The 20,798-nt window shown below is 27.1% G+C and carries 20 protein-coding genes; 8 read left to right on the plus strand and 12 right to left on the minus strand.

What is annotated here, in order from left to right:
- Window positions 1-169 precede the first annotated feature (169 nt).
- The 4 genes from BP769_RS01505 to cofH form a co-directional block, all read right to left on the minus strand.
- The gene (locus BP769_RS01505) at window positions 170-580 is read right to left on the minus strand and encodes a universal stress protein (RefSeq protein WP_409198839.1); all 411 of its coding nucleotides are present in this window, start codon (window positions 578-580) and stop codon (window positions 170-172) included.
- Between the two features lie 20 nt (window positions 581-600).
- Window positions 601-2,310, minus strand: coding sequence for an ATP-binding cassette domain-containing protein (locus BP769_RS01510; RefSeq protein WP_413825855.1), 1,710 nt, complete (start codon window positions 2,308-2,310; stop codon window positions 601-603).
- 104 nt (window positions 2,311-2,414) lie between these two features.
- A complete protein-coding gene (locus BP769_RS01515) occupies window positions 2,415-2,672 on the minus strand; it encodes a hypothetical protein (protein ID WP_409198838.1) in 258 nt (85 codons plus the stop codon).
- A gap of 24 nt (window positions 2,673-2,696) precedes the next feature.
- Window positions 2,697-3,821, minus strand: a complete 1,125-nt coding sequence (gene cofH / locus BP769_RS01520) for a 5-amino-6-(D-ribitylamino)uracil--L-tyrosine 4-hydroxyphenyl transferase CofH (RefSeq protein ID WP_413825773.1) — start codon at window positions 3,819-3,821, stop codon at window positions 2,697-2,699.
- 136 nt (window positions 3,822-3,957) lie between these two features.
- Here cofH and BP769_RS01525 point away from each other — a divergent pair, with 136 nt between their 5' ends.
- Together BP769_RS01525 and BP769_RS01530 are read left to right on the plus strand one after the other, a co-directional pair.
- Complete coding sequence (locus tag BP769_RS01525; protein WP_409199076.1) at window positions 3,958-4,503, plus strand: nicotinamide-nucleotide adenylyltransferase; 546 nt, start codon at window positions 3,958-3,960, stop codon at window positions 4,501-4,503.
- A 123-nt stretch (window positions 4,504-4,626) separates the two neighbouring features.
- A complete protein-coding gene (locus BP769_RS01530) occupies window positions 4,627-5,064 on the plus strand; it encodes a molybdenum cofactor biosynthesis protein MoaE (protein ID WP_409198836.1) in 438 nt (145 codons plus the stop codon).
- Between the two features lie 29 nt (window positions 5,065-5,093).
- Here the strand turns inward: BP769_RS01530 and BP769_RS01535 are convergent, their stop codons facing one another.
- The 5 genes from BP769_RS01535 to BP769_RS01555 all read right to left on the minus strand — a co-directional run bounded on the left by BP769_RS01535 (window position 5,094) and on the right by BP769_RS01555 (window position 10,085).
- Window positions 5,094-6,356, minus strand: a complete 1,263-nt coding sequence (locus tag BP769_RS01535; protein ID WP_413861865.1) for a YhgE/Pip domain-containing protein — start codon at window positions 6,354-6,356, stop codon at window positions 5,094-5,096.
- Window positions 6,357-6,415: 59 nt separating this feature from the next.
- Window positions 6,416-7,003, minus strand: a complete 588-nt coding sequence (locus BP769_RS01540; protein ID WP_409198834.1) for a TetR/AcrR family transcriptional regulator — start codon at window positions 7,001-7,003, stop codon at window positions 6,416-6,418.
- A gap of 52 nt (window positions 7,004-7,055) precedes the next feature.
- Window positions 7,056-8,177 carry a sensor histidine kinase gene (locus BP769_RS01545; protein WP_409198833.1) on the minus strand — a complete coding sequence of 374 codons (1,122 nt, stop codon included), beginning with the start codon at window positions 8,175-8,177 and terminating at the stop codon, window positions 7,056-7,058.
- Window positions 8,178-8,204: 27 nt separating this feature from the next.
- Window positions 8,205-9,581, minus strand: a complete 1,377-nt coding sequence (locus BP769_RS01550; protein WP_409198832.1) for a 2,3-diphosphoglycerate synthetase — start codon at window positions 9,579-9,581, stop codon at window positions 8,205-8,207.
- A gap of 204 nt (window positions 9,582-9,785) precedes the next feature.
- Window positions 9,786-10,085, minus strand: a complete 300-nt coding sequence (locus BP769_RS01555; RefSeq protein ID WP_409198831.1) for a UPF0058 family protein — start codon at window positions 10,083-10,085, stop codon at window positions 9,786-9,788.
- 392 nt (window positions 10,086-10,477) lie between these two features.
- Here BP769_RS01555 and hisD point away from each other — a divergent pair, with 392 nt between their 5' ends.
- Both hisD and aspS read left to right on the plus strand, forming a co-directional pair.
- Window positions 10,478-11,755, plus strand: a complete 1,278-nt coding sequence (hisD, locus tag BP769_RS01560; RefSeq protein WP_413825778.1) for a histidinol dehydrogenase — start codon at window positions 10,478-10,480, stop codon at window positions 11,753-11,755.
- Between the two features lie 240 nt (window positions 11,756-11,995).
- Complete coding sequence (gene aspS, locus BP769_RS01565) at window positions 11,996-13,315, plus strand: aspartate--tRNA(Asn) ligase (RefSeq protein WP_409198829.1); 1,320 nt, start codon at window positions 11,996-11,998, stop codon at window positions 13,313-13,315.
- 271 nt (window positions 13,316-13,586) lie between these two features.
- On the opposite strand, the gene BP769_RS01570 is transcribed toward aspS, so the two are convergent.
- Window positions 13,587-13,967 (minus strand): hypothetical protein, encoded by a 381-nt coding sequence (locus BP769_RS01570; protein WP_409198828.1) that lies wholly within the window; start codon window positions 13,965-13,967, stop codon window positions 13,587-13,589.
- Between the two features lie 141 nt (window positions 13,968-14,108).
- Between BP769_RS01570 and BP769_RS01575 the strand changes: the two genes are divergently transcribed.
- The 4 genes from BP769_RS01575 to hemL all read left to right on the plus strand — a co-directional run bounded on the left by BP769_RS01575 (window position 14,109) and on the right by hemL (window position 17,616).
- A complete protein-coding gene (locus BP769_RS01575) occupies window positions 14,109-15,377 on the plus strand; it encodes an NAD(P)/FAD-dependent oxidoreductase (RefSeq protein ID WP_413861867.1) in 1,269 nt (422 codons plus the stop codon).
- 72 nt (window positions 15,378-15,449) lie between these two features.
- Window positions 15,450-15,596: a hypothetical protein gene (locus BP769_RS01580; protein WP_409198826.1), complete on the plus strand. Its 147-nt coding sequence runs from the start codon at window positions 15,450-15,452 to the stop codon at window positions 15,594-15,596.
- 90 nt (window positions 15,597-15,686) lie between these two features.
- Complete coding sequence (locus BP769_RS01585; RefSeq protein ID WP_413825780.1) at window positions 15,687-16,322, plus strand: cobalt-precorrin-8 methylmutase; 636 nt, start codon at window positions 15,687-15,689, stop codon at window positions 16,320-16,322.
- 28 nt (window positions 16,323-16,350) lie between these two features.
- The gene (hemL, locus tag BP769_RS01590; protein ID WP_413861869.1) at window positions 16,351-17,616 is read left to right on the plus strand and encodes a glutamate-1-semialdehyde 2,1-aminomutase; all 1,266 of its coding nucleotides are present in this window, start codon (window positions 16,351-16,353) and stop codon (window positions 17,614-17,616) included.
- A 42-nt stretch (window positions 17,617-17,658) separates the two neighbouring features.
- On the opposite strand, the gene ppk1 is transcribed toward hemL, so the two are convergent.
- Together ppk1 and BP769_RS01600 are read right to left on the minus strand one after the other, a co-directional pair.
- Window positions 17,659-19,827: a polyphosphate kinase 1 gene (gene ppk1 / locus BP769_RS01595; RefSeq protein WP_413861871.1), complete on the minus strand. Its 2,169-nt coding sequence runs from the start codon at window positions 19,825-19,827 to the stop codon at window positions 17,659-17,661.
- A gap of 5 nt (window positions 19,828-19,832) precedes the next feature.
- Window positions 19,833-20,735 (minus strand): phosphatase, encoded by a 903-nt coding sequence (locus BP769_RS01600; protein ID WP_409198822.1) that lies wholly within the window; start codon window positions 20,733-20,735, stop codon window positions 19,833-19,835.
- Window positions 20,736-20,798: the final 63 nt, after the last annotated feature.

The raw sequence follows: 20,798 nt of genomic DNA on the forward strand, positions 1-20,798 counted from the left end.
TAAAAAATTAAATAAAGGAACATAATTAAAAACATGTAAATATAAGTAAATAGTTATTAATAAATTTTTTTAAATAAAAATTAAGTTAATTATAAAAAAAATAAAAGAATATTCAATTATTAACGACAAGAAAAATAGAATAAATAGAAAAAGGAAAAAATAAAAAGATTTATTTAACTAATAAAACTGGAACTTTACTTGTTTTAATTAAACGTTCAGCTACACTACCAATAAAATTAGTTTTATCAACACCACGAATAAAAGAATGATTACCATAAGCAGGTAAAACTACTAAATCAGCACAAGTTTTACGAATAATTACCTCAATATCACGTAAAGCATCCCCTGTAATTAAATGCTCCACAACTTCAATATCATACTCTTTAGCCTTATTAGTGATTTTAGATAAAAGATTATCACCTTCATCTTCAAGAGCATCATAACTAAATAATGACCCTTCATCTAACACATGAACTGCTGCAATTTTAGAATTATACTTACTAGCTAAATCAATTGCTATATCAATAGCTTTATCCGCATATTCTGATTCATCTATAGGAACTGTTATAACATCAAACATAAAAAAATCCTCAGTAATTTTTACATTAAATAATCAGCATGACAATACTTAATAAAATCATCCACTAATTTATCAGGTTTTCCATCATCTAATAATTTCCCATCATCCATAAAGACTGCTCTGTTTGCAAACTCTTTAACAAAATCAGTATTATGTGAAACCATAACTACTGAGAATTTTAAACGTTTTGCTAAAGTTTTTAAACTATTAGTAACTGTACGTAAAGTAATTGGATCTAAATCCCCAAATGGTTCATCAAGTAATAATATTTCAGGTTTACTAATTAATTGTAAAGCTAACATTACCCGAACCTTTTGACCTCCAGATAATTCATAAGATTTTCTATCAAGAATATCCATAGATAAATTTAAATCTTCAAAAATCTCTTTAACTTCTGATTCCACATCACTAGATGGGAATTTAGGGAATAATTCATCTAATATGCCATGAGGCAAACCAACTTTCATTAAACGATCAGATGCTTCATTTGCAGGTAAATCTGTAAGTAAGTAAATTGCATCTAACAATTCATCACTTAAATTAATTTCCTTAGCACGTGATTTAGCTTTATCCATTAATTTACGATTTTTATAACCTAATTTTGTTGCTAATTGTTCACGAACAGTAGAATAATGAGTTAATGCAAACTCTTGATGCATAAATGTTGATTTACGACGAATATCTAAACGACTAATACTTGCATTTCCAATATTAACCCATTCAACAGAATCATCCTCTTTAACTAATTTATATAATATTTCGCCTTTATCAGGTACCTCTAATCCACCTAACATTCTAAGTAAAATAGTTTTACCTGCACCACTTGGACCTATAAGTGAAAGAATATCCTGTTTATATACTTCAAGATTAATATCTTCCATATTTAACACATCCCCCCCAGTTAATAGGAAGAAACGCTTAAATAAATCTTTTACATTTATTATACATTCATCAGTACTTTCAATATTTATATCATTTACAGGTTCCATGTCTTTAAGGAAATTTTGAATTACTGGTTCCACTTCCCCTTCATCAACTATTTTACCATTTTCAATATGAATTAAACGATCAGATAAATATTCATGAATTTCAGGTAAATGAGATACTAAGACAATAGTAATACCTAATTCTTTATTAATATTCTTAATAGCATCTAATGTTTCTTGTTTAGTTTTAGGACATGCCATTGTAGCAGGTTCATCTAATAATAACAATTTAGGTTTTTTAGCTAGTTCCCTAGCCATAATAAGTCTTTGTTTTTCCCCACCACTAAGTACAGTACCTAAATGATCTTTTTTATCATACAAACCTACAAGTTTTAAAAGTTTTAATGCTTCATCACCGTAAAGTTGTTCAGCTAATTTAAAATCACACATGGACTCATCACCATATGTATTTGCATATAATTTACGTAAAACATTATTATAAGGTGTTTCAGGCCATATACCAAAATTTCTTTGCAAATGTATAGCAGTAATTTTTTTTAATTCATGATAATAATGTGGTGTAGTGTCCGGTGTTATATGTAAACGTTCTAGTTGTATTTCACCTTCTTCAACTGGTTCCACTCCTCTTAATGTTCTAAGTAATGTAGTTTTTCCAGACCCACTTCGACCGATTATTCCAAGTATTTCACCTTCTTCTACTTCAAATGATATACCATCTAAAGCTTTTACTTTTTCCCCATTATCTAATTCAAATGTTTTACTAAGATTATCTACTTTAAGCATCACGATTTTACTCTCCAAAAGTATTAGATTATTATAAAAAAATATTTTTATTACATTTAGTTATTATATTATGTATCTTATAATATAAACTATAAGTTATAAATTTAATCAATTTTTTGATATGATACTTCAACAACATCATATAAATTTAGAACATCAACTTCCATATCTTTCCTTAAAAAATGAATATCATAATAATTATCAATGAAAAATGTATCAAACTCATTAATTTTTATATTATTAATGATTAATGCATAATCCTCAATAATTTTATATCTAACAGGAGCTAAAGGATGAGCACAAACTTTAGGTTGTGCTTGTAATATAGAACTTAATTTTGATAAAAATTGTTTTTGCAACATAAAAAAAGTTTAAAAAAAAATGTTTTATTCTGAATTTATTGGATAAAACTCAGTATATTTTGTGTTTCTCTCAACAGGATCTCTACCAATATTTTTAGCTAACCTTTCAAGATTTTGAATATTTGTTTCAACACCGTCAGGTGCTCCACTAGCAGCAGATAATTCATCTCCACCTAATGTTCCACCTAAATCATTGGCTCCTGCCATTAAAGATACTTGTGCAAAACGAAAACCCATTTTAACCCAACTTACTTGAATATTAGGTATTAAATCATGATACATTAAACGGGAAACTGCATATAATTTCAAATCTTCAGTTCCAGTAGCTCCTAAATTTTCTTGTCCTTCAAGGAAGATTGGAGAATGTTCATACATAAAAGTCATTGGAATAAATTCAGTAAATCCATGAGTTTTAGATTGTATTTGTCTTAAGATATCCATGGTTTTAACACGTTCTTCAATTGTTTCAATATGTCCATACATCATAGTTGCAGAACCGGGTATTCCAACTTTTTGAGCAGTTTCAACAATATCTATCCATTGTTGAGTAGTTACCTTTTTCGGACAAATTATTTTACGTGCACGATCAGTTAAAATTTCTGCAGCAGTTCCAGGTAATGAATCTAAACCCGCTTTTTTAAGAACTTGAAATGCTTCTTTAATATCCATTTCAGATACTTGTGCAGCATCATAAATCATTGTAGGTGAAAATCCATGAATCATAGTATTAGGATAATGATCTTTTAATAGTTTTAGTAGATGTTCATAATAATCTATATCTGCTTCTGGAAGAACTCCCCCCATTAATGTGAATTCATGAGCTCCAGTTTTAACAGCACTATCTGCTTTTTGAATTATTTCTTCATCTGTTAAAATATATGCTTCTGGATCGTTTCTACTTTTTCCAAAGGCACAGAAACCACACAGTACTTTACAAACATTTGTAAAATTTAAATTACAATTATTTATAAAAGTAACTTTATTTCCTACAACATTTTCACGAACTTTATCTGCTGCGGCTAATAATCCAAATAAATCTTGACCCTGAACATTAATTAAATAGTTAGCTTCATCAACACTAATTGGTTCATCTATAGCATTGTCCAATATTTTTTTAGTCTTATCATTAAGTTCTAAATCAAATTTCATATTTAGGATTATAAATAATCTTTAATAAAAAGCTTTCTATTATAAGTATGTGTTTGAATATTTTTTAAAATGATTTAAAAAATTATTTTTTTTAGTTAAATTTAATAAGATGTTTTTATAAGAATAAATAGTAATGATAGAAAAGAAAAGAGGGTTACTTATTGGTCGTATGCAACCCGTTCATAATGGCCATATACAAGTAATTAAAGAAACTTTAAAAGATGTAGATGAAATTATTATTGGTATTGGTAGTGCTCAATTATCCCATACTCTTAAAGATCCATTTACTGCTGGTGAACGTGTTATGATGCTTACTCAAGCATTATCTGAAAATAGTATTAAACATAGACATTATTATATTATACCTATGGAAGATATTCAATTAAATGCTGTTTGGCCGGCTCATGTTAAAATGATGACTCCTCCTTTTAGTAAAGTTTTTACAGGTAATCCTTTAGTTGATAGGTTATTCAGAGAGGAAGGTTATGATGTTACTCGTCCACCTTTGTTTAACCGTGAAGAATTATCTGGAACTGAAGTTAGATATCGAATGTTACATGATGAAAATTGGGAAAGTTTAGTGCCTCAAGCCACTGTAGATATTGTGTCTGAAGTTGATGGTATCCAACGATTAAAAGATCTTTCTAAAAAAGAAGTTAGTGATCTTAAAAAAAGAGAATAAATTTAACATATTTTTTCTAAGTTTATAAATTTTTTTCAAATAAGTTTAAATGTAGTTATAAAAAACAAAAATATATAACAATAGTTAATAAAAATTATATTAATATATAATATGGTGAAAATTATGATAATAAAAATAATCCCAAAAGATGACGATTACATTGAAACAAAAGATTTAGTAGATGATTTAAAGAAAAACCCAAAAGTAGATGATAGTGGAGCAATATTCACATTTGAAGGATTTGTAAGGGGTAATGAAGAAAATAAAACTGTTGAAAAACTCATACAAACAATTCAAGATAAACAAAAAGCAGAAAAAGAAATGGAACAAATAGCAGAAGCTGCAAAAATTAAATATGGAGTATTCCAAATAAACCTCGTGCATTATATAGGAGAATTTTACACCGGCGATCCATTATTTTTAGTTGCAGTACTTGGACCTCATAGAGGTGAAACATTAAAAGCTATGAGTGAAGTAATAGAAAAAGTAAAACATGACTTAGGCTTTAAAAAAGAAGAAATAAGCAGCCAAGGGAAAAAAATAATCCTTGCAGGCGGATAAAAAAATTAAAAAAATTAAAAATAGTGGATTTAAGCTAATCCACTATCATGAAGTTTATCTACAAATCCTTTTACTGTACCATCAAACTTAAATTTAATTAAAACACTAACAATAAATGTTATAAGTGGATAAACAATTAATTTAAGCATTGCAGCTGTAAAGTTAGGCCAATACATACCAAGCATGACCTCTCTTATTGCATCAATACAATAAGTCATAGGTAAATAATTATGTGCCATTCCAAAGAATGAAGCCATAATTTGAATTGGGTACATACCACCAGTACCTGATATTTGGAGCACTAATATAATAATAGCTAATGCTTTACCTCCATTATCAAATAAACTGATTAATGAATAAACTATAGTCGTACAAACAATTGATCCAAACAGAACCGTTAAAACAAATAATAACGGATTTGCAACTTCCATTCCAACTAATAGACATCCGGAAGCAGTTACAATTGCTTGTAACAATCCTATTACAATATATAAAACCATCCGTCCAAAGTACATTTCTACTGGTTTATATATTGAATCATTATATCTAGTTTTAAGAATAACACCTGACATAATTGCTCCAAGCCATAAAGCTAAAGAAATATAAAATGGGGCAACACTAGAACCATAATTATCAACTGGATAAACTGCTTTTCTATCAATACTCACAGGACTATAGAAATAATTATTTGCTCCAGACTCATTAACTGCTGAAAGTTTACTTAATGATGTTTGGACAGGTAAACTAGCACCAACTGTAGCAACTTGTGTTAAAGCTTGATTACCTACTGTTTGACTAATCATATTATTAAGATTTGTTTGAATTTCCTTAGCACCTGAATCAGTCATACGACTACCAACAGGACTAATTTTCTCATTAACAAGATATTCTAAACTAGAGGGTTGTGGATTTTGACTAGTGATACTTAGAACGCTCTCCGTAAAATTATCTGGAACAATTATCGCAGCATAATACTTTCCACTGGTCACACCATCTCTTGCATCAGTTTCATTAGTAAATTGCCAATTAAATTGATTATTATCTTTTAACTCATTTACTAAATCATTCCCAAAATTTTGAGATATACCATTATATGTTGAACCATCATCTAAGTTTACTACAGCGAAATCCATATTACCAGTTTTACCATAAGGATCCCAACATGCTTGAACGTTTAATACTGCATAAAGAGAAGGTAAAATTATAATTGCAATTATAACAATAATAATTACAGGATTTTTTAATGAATTTTTTGCATCATTTTTTATGATTTTCCATATATTATTTAACATTTTACTACTAACTCCCCCTAAAAAACTATTTTTATTTGTGAAATTTATTTAAGGTTAATTTAATTTATTGAAATCCCATTTAGGAATATATTTAGGAAGTCTTCCACATAACTATCTTCAGATTGGTCTAAATGAACACCATAAACTTTCAATAAAACTAATGATTCAAACATTACACTATAAATATTTACAGCAGCCATTTTAGGATTAATTTTTCTTATTTTTCCTTTGTTTATTTGATTTTGGAATATTTTAGTTAAATTATTAATTATTTTTTCAGAAAATTGTGCTAATGCTTTTCGGTGTAATACTTCAACATTGATTTCTTCAAAACTTATTTTTATAAGATTCATTTCGTCTTCAAACATTTTCTTGGATTCAATCCATAACTGTTTAATATAATCCCTTAAATCCAAGTTTGGGTCTATACTAAATAGATTATCTGTTTTTTCTAAGAATCTTTGAAGGTAAGCTTCTTTAGATTTAGCAATTAAATTATTTTTGTTTTTAAATTTTCTAAAGATAGTTACTTCACTGACTTTTGCTTTTTTAGCTATTTTCATTGTTGTTGTGCCACTTAATCCTTCTTCATTTAAGACTTGAATTGTAGCATCTATTATTTTTAGTGATGTATCATCAACTTCCATAATGTAAGTAAGTACTTACTAACATATAAATGTTTGTAAAAAAAGAAAAAAATTAAAATTTAATAAAAAGCCCAAAACCTTTATCTAAATCCATAACATTAACATTACCATTCAATTGACCAACTAAACTCTTAACAATAGTAAAACCTAAATTATCAAAAGAACCAACATCAACATCACTAGGTAAACCAACACCTTCATCAAAAAATTCCAAAACAATAGAATCAGAATCATCATTATAAAGTTTAACATGCAAAATACCAGTTTCACCATTTGGATAAGCATGATTAATAGTATTAGTACATAATTCATTAACAATTAAACTTAACAAAATAGCTTGATCCATGCCAACATAAATAACCTTAGCAAAATCTAAATCCAATGAAATATTACTAGACTGAAAATCATTTAATAAATTAGTTAATATAATCTCAATAAAATTAGCATTAGATAAATAAAGAGGATTGTCACTATTGTAAATTTCTTGATGAACAATACTCAAAGCAGAAATACGAGCACTAGTCTTTTTAAGAGTCATTTCTGGAGAACCTGGATTATTCATAATTTCAAGATCAATAAAACTACGAATTAATTGAAGATTATTACGAACTCTATCTTGTAATTCTTTTAAAAGCCTCTCATTATCAGAAACAGTCTTTTCAAGCTGAATACTATTTAAATAATCATCAGTTTTAGGTTGAGAAAAATTATAAATCTTATCAGCATACATAACAAATACAGATTCTAAATAAAAAATCAAATGATTATCCTTATAAACTTTAATCTGAGTCTCCCTAGTTTTACCATCCTCATAAACATTTTGTAAAATTCCCAAAATACCTAAATCTTTAAGATTACGATAAACATCTGAAAATTTACAACCTAAATAACTGCCCTTGTTTTTAACAACATTAGAAAAATCATCATTATCCACATATTGGAAAAAAAAGTCTTCATCATTATCAATAGGTACTAAAATATGTATATGAAAATTTAATTTATCAAATAGTTTTAATGGAAGAAAATTATAATCTAAAGAATTATTTATTTCCAAAAACTTAGGTTCAGGAATTTCACATATAGGTTCATAATCAGATATAACCTCAGATATTTTATCAAAAGTAACAATTTTAACTTCCCCAGTCTCCATATGTTTACATTTTATTTCAAACAAAAATTAGAATCTCCTTAAAATTTAAAATTAATTTTGATGAAAATCATCTATTGCACCATCAACAATTTCAATGATACTTTCAGATAAATTTGGATAATTAGAACTTATTGGTAATGGAATATTATCACAATAGATAACTTCTAAACCTGCATCTAATGAATCTTTAGTTGCTACATCAACAGCGGCAGCTTTTAACTCAGTTAACATAACATCCACATTATTTATATTTTTCTGAATATCCTTTTGTAATAAGGGCCTATTTGAAAGATATGGTGTTGTAGCAACAACTTCACAAGAATATTCTTTTTCTAAATATGAAACCAAAACATCTTTAACACTACTTGGAGCTGTAGTTGCAAATAGTACTTTTTTACCTTTTATATCACCTAAAGGTTTAGGGCGAAATACTGTTGATATAATTTTAGAGTTAGGATTAATTTCTGAAATGAAATTTTCTATTTCTTTAATTTTATCATGTGAAGCCATAGGTTCTTCACACATTGTTAAAATAATTAAATCTGCTAAATTTATACGGAAAGGACCAAAAAAGTTTTTAATATTCATTAAAGGTTGATTAGCACCAATAAGAACAATGTTCTTATTTGTTTTTATAGGAGGTATAGCTGCTCCACTACCCTCAAAAATAACAAATTTATTCTCAACACTGTTAGCTATTTGAGCACCTTTTTTCATATTAGTTAAGAATACTTCTCCAGCCATACCTCCACCACATCGGCGACAACCAATAGTGAGTATACGACTCATTAAAGCATCTTCCCAATGATCACTTGCAGCATGAACACCCTTTTCTGATTGTTCAATCAAAAATTCAGGTGTTATTTCAAATGTATCCCCATGAACAACTTCTGGTTCTTCAGGACCTCCCCTACCCATTGCAACAACACATGGTTCATAACCTAATTTATCTATTAACCTTGATAAATATCCTGAAACTGCAGTTTTACCAATACGTTTACCTGTTCCTAAAATTTTAAGGCATGGTTTTTCACATACTTCATATTGTGTTATAGGTTCAAATTTAAAATCAGGACCTTCATAAGGTATTCCTTCAGCAAGAATTCTAGAAGCTATATTAAAACGTTTAGTATAATCCAATACAGGTTCATCACTTAAATCCATAACAGAATCAGCATGATATTTTCTTATTATTTCAGTTATCAAATTATATGGAATCTCACTTTTATTTTCACCAAAATGAACCGGTAAACCCATCATTTCAGAGTATAAATCAGCATTATCTGTTTTAAGTTTCTCTGTTCCGCCAATAAAGATTACGGCTACTACATCTATATGTTCCAAATTGTTTAGGGTATCAATAGCAGATTTAGTAACTGGAAGGTAATGTTCTCCATCTACTAAACATACCATTTTATTAAGAGACATTTTCAATCAAATCCATAAAGAAAATTTTTTTTTAAATAATAATTTATATAAACAATATAATTATTAAAATTTTTGTATAACTCATATAAAAATTTGAAAAACAAGATTTTTATAATATTCTTTAACCTGAAAAAATATTAATTTAATAATAAATAATTTAGTAAATTTTAAAAAAAGGATTTATAAATAAATAATAATTAAAAATTATTTACTTAATTCTTGAGCCATTAACTCTTTTCTTGATCTTCTTACAAGATCTTGAAGTGCATTTGATACATTTGGAGGTATTGTATCTGGATCTTTTTCTAAAATTACTTCACCTATTATGTTACATAAAACAAAAATAGCATGTTTATGTTCTGCTTTAGTTTTATGAATATGATGAGGACTAATCTTAAGAGCAAGGTATTCTGCACAATTTTCATGAACCCTTTCGTCAGTGTCTAAATATTTTAATACATATACTAAAAATTGATGTAATTGAATCATTTCATCTTTATACATACATTTAACCCTTTTATAATATTTTTTCTTTAAATTTTTGAGTTTGAAACATCTTTTTTATAGTTAAAAAGATTAAAAACTTTTAATTTTAGTATTATTTTTTATTTATTTAGAATAATTTTTTGATAAATAATATATTCAAATTCTAATCAAAATCTTTTATCTATTTTAGATTTATAAGAAATGATATTTAAAAGTTTCCAATATCATATATAAACCTTATCATATTAAACTAATAGTAAAAGTATATATATTAGAAGGTTATTTTTTAAAAAAATTCTTAATTTAAAGATAAATATTTATTAATATACTATAAAAAATAATTAATAATATATAATTATTATAATAAAATCAAATAATCAATCAAAAAAAAATAGGGATTGGAAAATATTATGGAAATTACAAAATATGATAAAAAAGATGTGAAAATTTTAACTAAAAGATCACAATCTGATGTAAATCAAGTATTAAAAACAGTAACAGACATTATAAATAATGTTAAAATTAATAAAGATAAATCTGTGAAGGAATATACTGAAAAATTTGATGGAGTATTTGTAGAAGATTTAAAAGTTACAGAAAATGAAATTAAACAAGCATATGAAAATTTAGATGAAAATTTAATAAATTCATTAAAATCAGCAACAGAAAATATAAAAAAATTTCACACTGCACAAATTCCAAAAGAATGGAGTATGGAAGTTAAACCTGGAATAAATGCAGGGCAAATAATAAGACCTATAAATAGTGTAGGATGTTACATTCCCGGTGGAAGAGCAGCTTATCCATCAAGTATACTAATGACTGTAATACCTGCAAAAATTGCAGGAGTTAAAAGAATAATTTGTTGCACACCTCCTAATAAAGAAGGTAAAATATTAGATGCTATTTTAGTAGCAGCAGATATAGCAGGAGCAGATGAAATCTATAAAGTAGGAGGTGCACAAGCAATAGCTGCAATGGCGTATGGAACAGAATCAATAAAACCTGTTGAAAAGATTGTTGGACCTGGAAATGTTTTTGTAACTGCAGCAAAAAAATTAGTCTATGGAGAAGTAGATATAGAATTCCCTGCAGGACCATCAGAATTATTAGTACTTGCAGATGAAACTGCAATACCAGAATACATTGCATATGATATTCTATCACAAGCAGAACACGACCCTAATGCTTCTTGTTTCTTTGTAACTCCAAGTAAAGAATTGGCTGAAAAAACTAAACCATTAATTGAAAAATATGCAGAAGAAGCTGTAAGAAGTGAAATAATTAAAGAATCATTGAATAAATATGGAAAAATATTATTAACTGAAAATTTAGAAGATGCAATTGATTTTACAAATGAATATGCACCTGAACATTTAATAATAACAACTAAAAATGATACACAAACATTAAGTAAAATTAACAATGCAGGAAGTATATTTATTGGAAAATATTCCCCGGTTGCAGCTGGAGATTATGGATCTGGAACTAATCATGTATTACCTACTGGCCAAGGTGCAAGAATGTATTCTGGTTTATCCACAGAAGCATTTCTTAAAAAACCTACAATACAAACATTAACACTTGAAGGTTTAAAAGAATTAAGTAAAACAATCCTACCAATAGCTGATTATGAAGGTTTTGCTGCTCACGGCGACAGTGTTAAAGTAAGAATTAATAAAAAATAAAATTCTTTTTTTAAAAATTTTTTAAATTCAATTGATTTAGAATTAAATATAAAACTTCTGAATAAAAAATAATGTAAACCATTTTAAATAAACAAGTTTTCACCATATTCTTAAAAAATTTGTCTTATACTTTTATAAACTAAAAAGATTATAAATTAATATAGTATGTTTAAATTAATAACAATACTAAAAAAATACTAAATTTTATTTTATTATATTAACAGAATAAGGAGAATTATAATGGAATACTTATTAAATGATTGGAGAAGAACCCATTATACTAATAAAGTTAATCCCACAATAACTGGTGAAGAAATAGTTATAATGGGATGGGTTCATGAAATAAGAGACCTTGGTGGAATCATATTTGTACTTGTCCGTGATCGTGAAGGTATGATACAAGTTACAGCACCAAGTAAGAAAGTTACAAAAGAAATATTAGAAGATTTACGTGGATTAAGCAAAGAATCTGTTATTGCAGTTAAAGGTAAAGTACAAGATTCTAACAAAGCACCTAATGGTGTAGAAATAATTCCTGAAGAAATTAAAGTATTAAACCTTGCACAACAACCATTACCAATGGATCCAACTGAAAAAGTTAAAGCTGAAATTGATACAAGATTAGATTCTAGATTCCTTGATTTACGTGTAGCTCATGTTAGTAGCATCTTCAAAATCAAAGATAACATGTTCAAAACTGTTCGTGAATACTTTGATGAAGAAGGTATTATGGAAATTCACACACCTAAACTTGTAGCTAGTGCTACAGAAGGAGGAACTGAATTATTCCCTATCACTTACTTTGAACGTGAAGCTTTCCTTGGTCAATCCCCTCAATTGTATAAACAAATGATGATGAGTGCTGGATTCGATAAAGTATTTGAAATTGGTCAAATTTTCAGAGCAGAAGAACATGATACTTTAAGACATTTAAATGAAGCTGTAAGTATAGATATGGAAGCTAGTTTCATGGATGATAAAGATGCAATGGAAATATTAGATAAAATGATTTCTCGTGTATTAAGAAGCACTAATGAAAATTGTAAAGATCAATTAGAAATCTTAAATCAAACATTAGATATACCAGAAGGACCTTTCCCTGAAGTTAAATATGATGATGCTGTAGATATTGTTAACAGTAAAGGTGTTGAAATGGAATGGGGTGAAGATTTAAGTAGAGCTGGTGAAAAGGCTTTAGGTGAAAGTCAAGAAGGATTTTATTTCTTAACTGAATGGCCTACTGCTATTAAACCATTTTATGTAATGCCTCAAGAAGATCGTCCTGAAATTAGTCATGCTTTCGATTTAATGTATAAAGATTTAGAAATTTCATCAGGTGCAACACGTATACATCAATATGATTTACTTAAAAATCAACTTGAAGCTAAAGGTTTAAATGTTGATGCATTTGCAGATTATTTAAAAGCATTTAGATATGGTATGCCTCCTCATGCTGGTTGGGGTGTAGGTTCTGATCGTTTAAATATGGTTTTAACTGGTGTTGAAAACATTCGTGAAACTGTTCTTTTCCCTAGAGATAGACGTCGACTTACTCCTTAAGTTTTTTAGTAATAAATTTTTGAGAAGAAAAAATATATTTTTTTCTTCTCTTTTTTTATACAAAAATAATTAGTTCGTTAATATACTTACATAATTATTTTTACAAACACCTCATAATATCAAATCAATTAAAACAAAAAAACCAATGAAATAAGATATAAAAAACAATACAAAGTATAAAATAAACAAAAGGAAAACAAAAATAATTAAAGTATTATTCTTAAAACAAAAAAAGATAAAAGCATATATACACTTAAAAATGAAAAAATTATTATTTGTGTAAAAAATTTAAAAACCGCTTGGATAAATTATTATTTAAAATAACACCACTAAACTCAGGATAATCCTCTAAAAATTTCATAAGCTCTTTTTCATGATACTCATTAATAAGACGTTGAGCTTCAGTATTATTATAATTACTTAAAGTATCCTCTTCAAAATGACGAATCTCTTCACGTTTCCTATTTTTAAATTCTAAAACTTCAGGAGGAATTTTAACATCTTCCATCAATAAAATAAGTTTATATCCTAAAGAATTACTTTCATTACCAATACATTGATTAATTAACCTTGGCATAACTACAGGTTCACAAAAAATTTTTTTATAAATTTCAATATAATGATCTAAAATATAATCAGAATCTAATTTCATAATATGTAAAACATATTCAAAAAATAATTAATAAACTTTATTATAAAAAAAATCCATTTAAGAAAAAATAAAGAATAAAATACTAGAAAAAATAAAAAAGATAACTAAATAATAAAGAAACAATTTAGGAAATAAAAAATTATGAAAACATATTCAATATGCATTATCGGAGGTGGACCCTCTGGAATGATGGCAGGATTAAGTGCAGCAAAAAACTTAAATAATGGCAAAACAATTGCAATTATAGAAAAGAATAATGATTTAGGTCAAAAATTATTATTAACTGGTGGTGGACGTTGCAACATAACAAACGAAAAACCAATTAAAGACCAATTAAAATTATATGAAGAAAAAAACTTTTTAAAACCTTCATTTTATACATTAACAAATACAGATTTACTTGAAATTTTTGAAAATAAAGAAGTTACATTTAAAACAGAAGACAACGGCAGAATATTTCCCACTACAGATGATGCTCATATTATAAAAGGAGTATTAAAAGAGTATCTTGAAAATTTTAAAGTGAACTTAATAGTTAATACAACTGTAAAGTCAATTAATCTTAAAGACTCTAAATTCCAAATTCAAACAAATAATGAAGAATATCAATGTGATAAATTAATAATTACAACAGGTGGAATAGCTTACCCAAATACCGGAAGCAATGGTGATGGATACATATTCGCAGAAACCTTAACACATAGTATAAGTCCAATTAAACCAGGACTTGTAAGTTTAAATATAGATGATAATCACTTACACAAATTAGCAGGAGTACAGTTAAGTAATGTTACAGTTTCATTTAAAGATAAGAAAAAGAAGATAAGTAAAACTGGTGATATACTAATATCTCACAAAGGATTAACTGGACCAACAATAATTGATTTAAGTAATGAAATAATGAAAAAAAGTAATTATGACATATTAAACAATGCAACAGATTTAGATGAAATAAAAATAAGTGTTGACTTAAAACCTAAATTAACAGAAAACCAATTAAAAGAAAAAATAACAAAAGATATGCCAAATCATGGAAAAACTAAAGTTAAGAATTATATGCAAAAATTAATGACTAACAGTTTTATAGGATATTTTTTAAATCAAGCACAAGTTAGTAGTAACAAAACTATGAGTAATCTTACACGTAAAGATAAAAATCGTATAGTTAATAATTTAAAACATTTCCCATTTATTGTTTCTGGAATCTTTAAAGAAGATGCTAAAGTTACTATAGGTGGAGTAAAAATTGATGAAATTAATAATAAAACTTTAGAATCAAAATTAAATGAAGGATTATATTTTGCAGGTGAAATTTTAGAACCTGCAGGTCCTACTGGAGGATATAATTTACAATTATGTTTTAGTACTGGTTATCTTGCAGGAAAAAGTGCAAGTGAAAGTTTAAAATAAAAATAATAAGTTTTTTAGATTATAACAATCAATATTTAATAATATATTAAAAATATTAAGGGGAAATATAATATGAGTTATCGAGAAGAACATGACGGATATTGTCCTGAATGTGGAATGAATTCTATAGTACAAATAGTTGATGAATATGGAAATGTTGAAGATGAATATTGTGCAATTTGTGGTTATGCAGGTATAGGTATAGAAGTTTACGATTAAATTAATTTTAAATTAAACAATTTTTTTAGAACAATAAATATGAAAAATTTTAATTAATAAAGAGTAGTATAAATAAGAAATGTGATAAAAATGTTTATGGGAGCTTCAACCAATCAAGGAATGGATATTGCAACAAAAAGTCGGGAAATTATTAGAGAACTTATTAAGGATGATGTTAAAAATTTAAATCCTATAGAAACAGATATTGTTGAGCGTATTGTTCATTCAACTGCTGATCCCGAATATGCTAAATTAGTAAGTATAAGTCCTAATTTTGTTAATGTTAGTATTAAAGCTTTGAAAAACAATGAAGATATTTTAACTGATATTAACATGGTTAAATCAGGAATAACTCAATATGATGGTGATGTTTACTGTTATATTAAAGATGAAAAAGTTAAAGAAATAACTAAAAAATTATCCCAAAAAGAACCTATTACACGTGCAGCAGCTGCAATTCAATATGCAGCAGAAACTGGCTTTGAAGGAATAATTGTAATAGGTAATGCTCCAACTGCACTTTTAAAAGCTATTGAATTAAAAGAAACTGGAGAATTAAATGTTAAAAGTATAATAGGAGTTCCAGTAGGATTTGTTGGAGCAGCAGACAGTAAAAAAGTATTACAAAAATCAGATATACCAAATATAATAACTAACGGCCCAAAAGGCGGAACACCAATAGCAGTTGCATGTGCAAATTCATTAATCCAAAATAGTAAAAAATAATTACAAAAATAAAGGAAGTTCAAAAATAATGTATTCAGAAGAACTATTTAAAATATCAAAAGAAAATATGCCCGGAGGAGTTAGTTCACCTGTAAGAGCATATAAACCATACCCATTTTTTGCAAAACAAACAAGTGGTAGTAAAATTACAGACATTGATGGTAAAACATATATTGACCACTGTCTTGGATATGGGCCATTAATACTTGGCCATGCAAATCCAAAAATAGTAGAAGCCATAACAGATCAAGCCCAAAAAGGAACATTATATGGAGTACCTACTGAAAATGAAATTAAATTATCCCAAGAAATAATAAATCGTGTCCCCTGTGCAGATATGGTTAGATTCTGTAATAGTGGAACTGAAGCAACTATGAGTGCAATTAGATTAGCTAGAGGGTATACTGGAAGAGATAAAATAGTTAAGTTTGAAGGAACATATCATGGTGCCCATGATTATGTATTAGTAAAATCAGGTTCTGGTGCAGCAACACACCCAGATAGTAAAGGAATACCTGAATCTACAACACAAAACACTTTGAGTGTACCATTTAATGATGAGGAAGCATTAAAAGAACTTATTGAAGAAGAAGGAAACAACATAGCATGTATTATTATGGAAGTAGTAATGGGAAATGTGGGATGTATAAAACCTAAAAAAGGATACTTAGATTTCATAAGAAAATTAACAATAGATTATGGGATAATATTAATATTCGATGAAGTAATTACAGGTTTCAGATTATCATCAGGAGGAGCACAAGAATACTTCGGAGTAACTCCGGATATTTGTACTTTTGCAAAAATATTAGGAGGAGGTTTACCAATTGGAGCAATAGCGGGGAAACAAAAAATAATGGAATTATTTGCACCTAATGGTCCAGTGTACCAAGCAGGAACATTCAGTGGAAACCCTTTATCTATACGAGCAGGTATAACAGCACTCGAACAATTAGACAAATCATTCTATGATACTTTAAACAAAAAAGGAAACTTATTAAGACTCAGATTAAAAGACAATATTGAAGATTTAGGTCTAAACTTACAAGTAAATGGAATAGGAAGTATGTTTCAAATATATTTTAACCCAGAACCTGTAACAAATTATACTGAAGCAAAAAAAAGTGACAGTGACTTATTCACCGATTATTTCCATGAATTACTTAAAAATGGAGTATTCATAGCACCAAGCCAATTTGAATGCTGCTTCCTAAGTGGAGCACACAGTGATGAAGACCTTGAAAAAACATCTTATGCTATAGAAAAAAGTTTAAAAACAATATATCAAAAGTAAATTATAGGAAGATTAAAAAAAATCTTCCCATAAAAAATTTAATTAATAATCTTCTATAGTTTTATTATCCTTTTTTGCATACTCTTTCATGAAAGTTGCTTGGGCATTAACTTTTTTAGATCCTTCAGCAATTTTATCATAGAATCCTTCACGATTTAACTTACGAGCTTTAACATTATCATGTAAAAAGACATTAAGAATATGGTAAATTTGTTTTTTCACTTTTTTATCCTTAATTGGAGTAGCAATCTCTACACGTTTTTGTGTATTACGTGTCATCATATCTGCACTACTTATATACATTTTAAGTAAAGATTCTGGAGATTTTTTTGAATCATTTTCAGGTTCACTACCAAAACAATATATTCTTGTATGTTCTAAAAATCTACCCACAACACTAATAACTGAAATATTATCCGTATGTCCAGGAATACCTGGAACAAGAGTACAAATTCCTCTAATAATCAATTTAATTTTAACTCCCGCTTGAGAAGCAATTTCTAATTGATCTATAACTTTTTTATCAGTCAAACTATTCATTTTCATTATAATAATTGCTTTTTCACCATTTTCTGCTTTTTTAATAGTTTTACGAATATTTTTTAACATTGCTTTACGAAAACCATAAGGTGCAACAAGTAAATTTTTATAATCCCCTTTAAGATTACCTGCTTCCATATTCTTAAAGAATTCAACTGCATCTCCACAAATACCTTTATTAGAAGTTATGTAACAAAAATCAGAATAAATTTTACTAGTTTTTTCATTATAATTACCTGTACCAATTTGAGCAGTACAAGAAAAGTTACCATCATCTTCACGTCTTGTAATAAGACAAATTTTGCTGTGGACTTTAAATTGATCAAATCCATATAAAATATTACAACCTTCTTGTTCTAAAAGTTCAGTATATCTAATATTGTTTTGTTCATCAAAACGTGCTTTAAGTTCCATTAAAACTGTAATCTTTTTACCATTATCTGCAGCTTCCAATAAGTATTTTATAACTTTACTAGTGTTACTTAAACGATATATAGTCATTTTAATACTAACAACTTTAGGATCTCTTGCTGCTTCCTTAAGCAATTTTAAAAATGTATCCATAGATTCATAAGGATAAAATATTAATACATTTTTCTTTTTAATTTGTGGAATAATTGGATCATCAGTTAACTCATTAGTAATCCGTTGTGTATAAGGAGTATAAAATAAATCCTTAAAATAATCATGACTAACATTATTGAAAATTTCTTTAGTATAAGACATTTCAAGAGGAGTGTTTGAAACAAAAGATTGATTTAAATTTAAATTCAAATAATTACATAACATTAACCTAAGATAAGGATTAACATTTTTATAAATTTCTAAACGTATAGGTGCTAAACGATTTCTTTTTTTAAGAATACTTTTCATATGATGTCTGTAATCCTCATCATCATCTAATTTTTTAGTAGATAAATTAATATCTGCATTACGTGTTACAGAAATTATTGCCTTTTCTGCTACTTCATAATTACTGAAAATCTCATCAACATGTTTTAAAATAACTTTTTCAAGTAAAATAAAACGAGCTTTTTTAAGATTTCTAATTCTATCAGGAGCAAAATTTTTCATACCCTCATCAGGATAAATTACTCTAGGAAGTGAATTAGGGATAGGAACTACCGCATGATAAATACCATATTCATCCTTTAATTCTAAAACAATATTTAAAGCTTTATTTTTTAAATGAGGGAAAGGTTGATTATCACCTAACATCAATGGGGAGAGTACAGGTATTATGAATTCAGTGAAATAATTATCAACAAAAGTTTTTTCTTTTTTTGTTAAATCTTTATAATTTAAATTTACAATACCGTGTTTACTAAGATCTGTTAGTATATCATGATAAATTATATCTTGTTTTTGGTATAATTTTACAGTTTCTTCATAAATTTTATCTAATTGCTCTTGAGCACCCCACCCGGTTTTATTATCATAATAATCAGGATCATTGACTAAAGTTAAATCATAAAGAGTTCCACATCTAACCATATAAAATTCATCAAGATTACTGGTGAAAATACTTACAAAATTTAATTTTTCTAATAAAGGAACATCCGGATCTTCTGCTTCTTCTAAAACCCTTTGATCAAATTTCAACCAGGAAAGTTCACGATTTTGTGTATATGAACAAATAAAACCTTTATTCTTATTCTTCTTTTTAGACATTAAAATTACTCACTATCATTAATTATTTTAGAATTTAAATATCCTTCACGAACACCAAATTTACAAGCTTGTATTTCCCTTACACCAAAATAATCACATATTGCATCAATTACAATTAAACCAGGAACTAAAGTATGTATACGTGAAGCTTTAACTTTTAAAATTTTCATATAAGTTTTTTTATCATTATGTTTCAAGTCTTTTTCTACTTCTTTAAGTAAACTTGAAAATATTAAATTATTTGATTCATCTTGCAAACCTTCAGATATTAATAATTTTTTTATAGCACGTATAGTACCACCTACACCAACCATATTCTTAATTTTTAAATGAGGGACTTTTAAAACTTTTAATTGATGAAATACCTCTTCTCTAATATCTTCAGCTTCTTCATATGTAGGTAACATATGATTTACATATTTATTAAAAAGACTTAAAGAACCGATTGGTAAACTAAAAGTTAATTTAGATTTGGAATCTTCAAAGATAACAATTTCAGTACTGCCTCCACCTAAATCTATTAAAACTCCATCTTTCTCTTTAATAGATGAAACAACTCCTTGAAAACTTAATTGCGCTTCTTCTTTACCTGAAATTAATTCAATACTAATTCCAGTTTTATCTTTCACTTGTTTTAAAACATTATCTTTATTTTTAATATTACGTAAAGATGCGGTAGCAAAAAAATGATAATTTTTAATATTTAAAAAGTCTAAAATTTTTTTAAAATCTTGAATAGTACTTATTAATATTTTAATCCCCTGTTCATTGAGGATTTTGTTTTTTTTATAATTAATTAAACCTGCAGATACCTTTTTTGAAAGCATTAATTCAAAATTTTCTTCATTTATATTATAAACATTTAAACGTATAGTATTAGAACCTATATCAACTATACCAGTAATCAAATTCTCACCTATCATAATTAATATTATAGTACAATATTATATTTAAAAATTACAAAAAATTTT

This window comes from Methanobrevibacter sp. UBA417 (assembly GCF_002508845.1).
Taxonomy (GTDB): domain Archaea; phylum Methanobacteriota; class Methanobacteria; order Methanobacteriales; family Methanobacteriaceae; genus Methanobrevibacter_A; species Methanobrevibacter_A acididurans.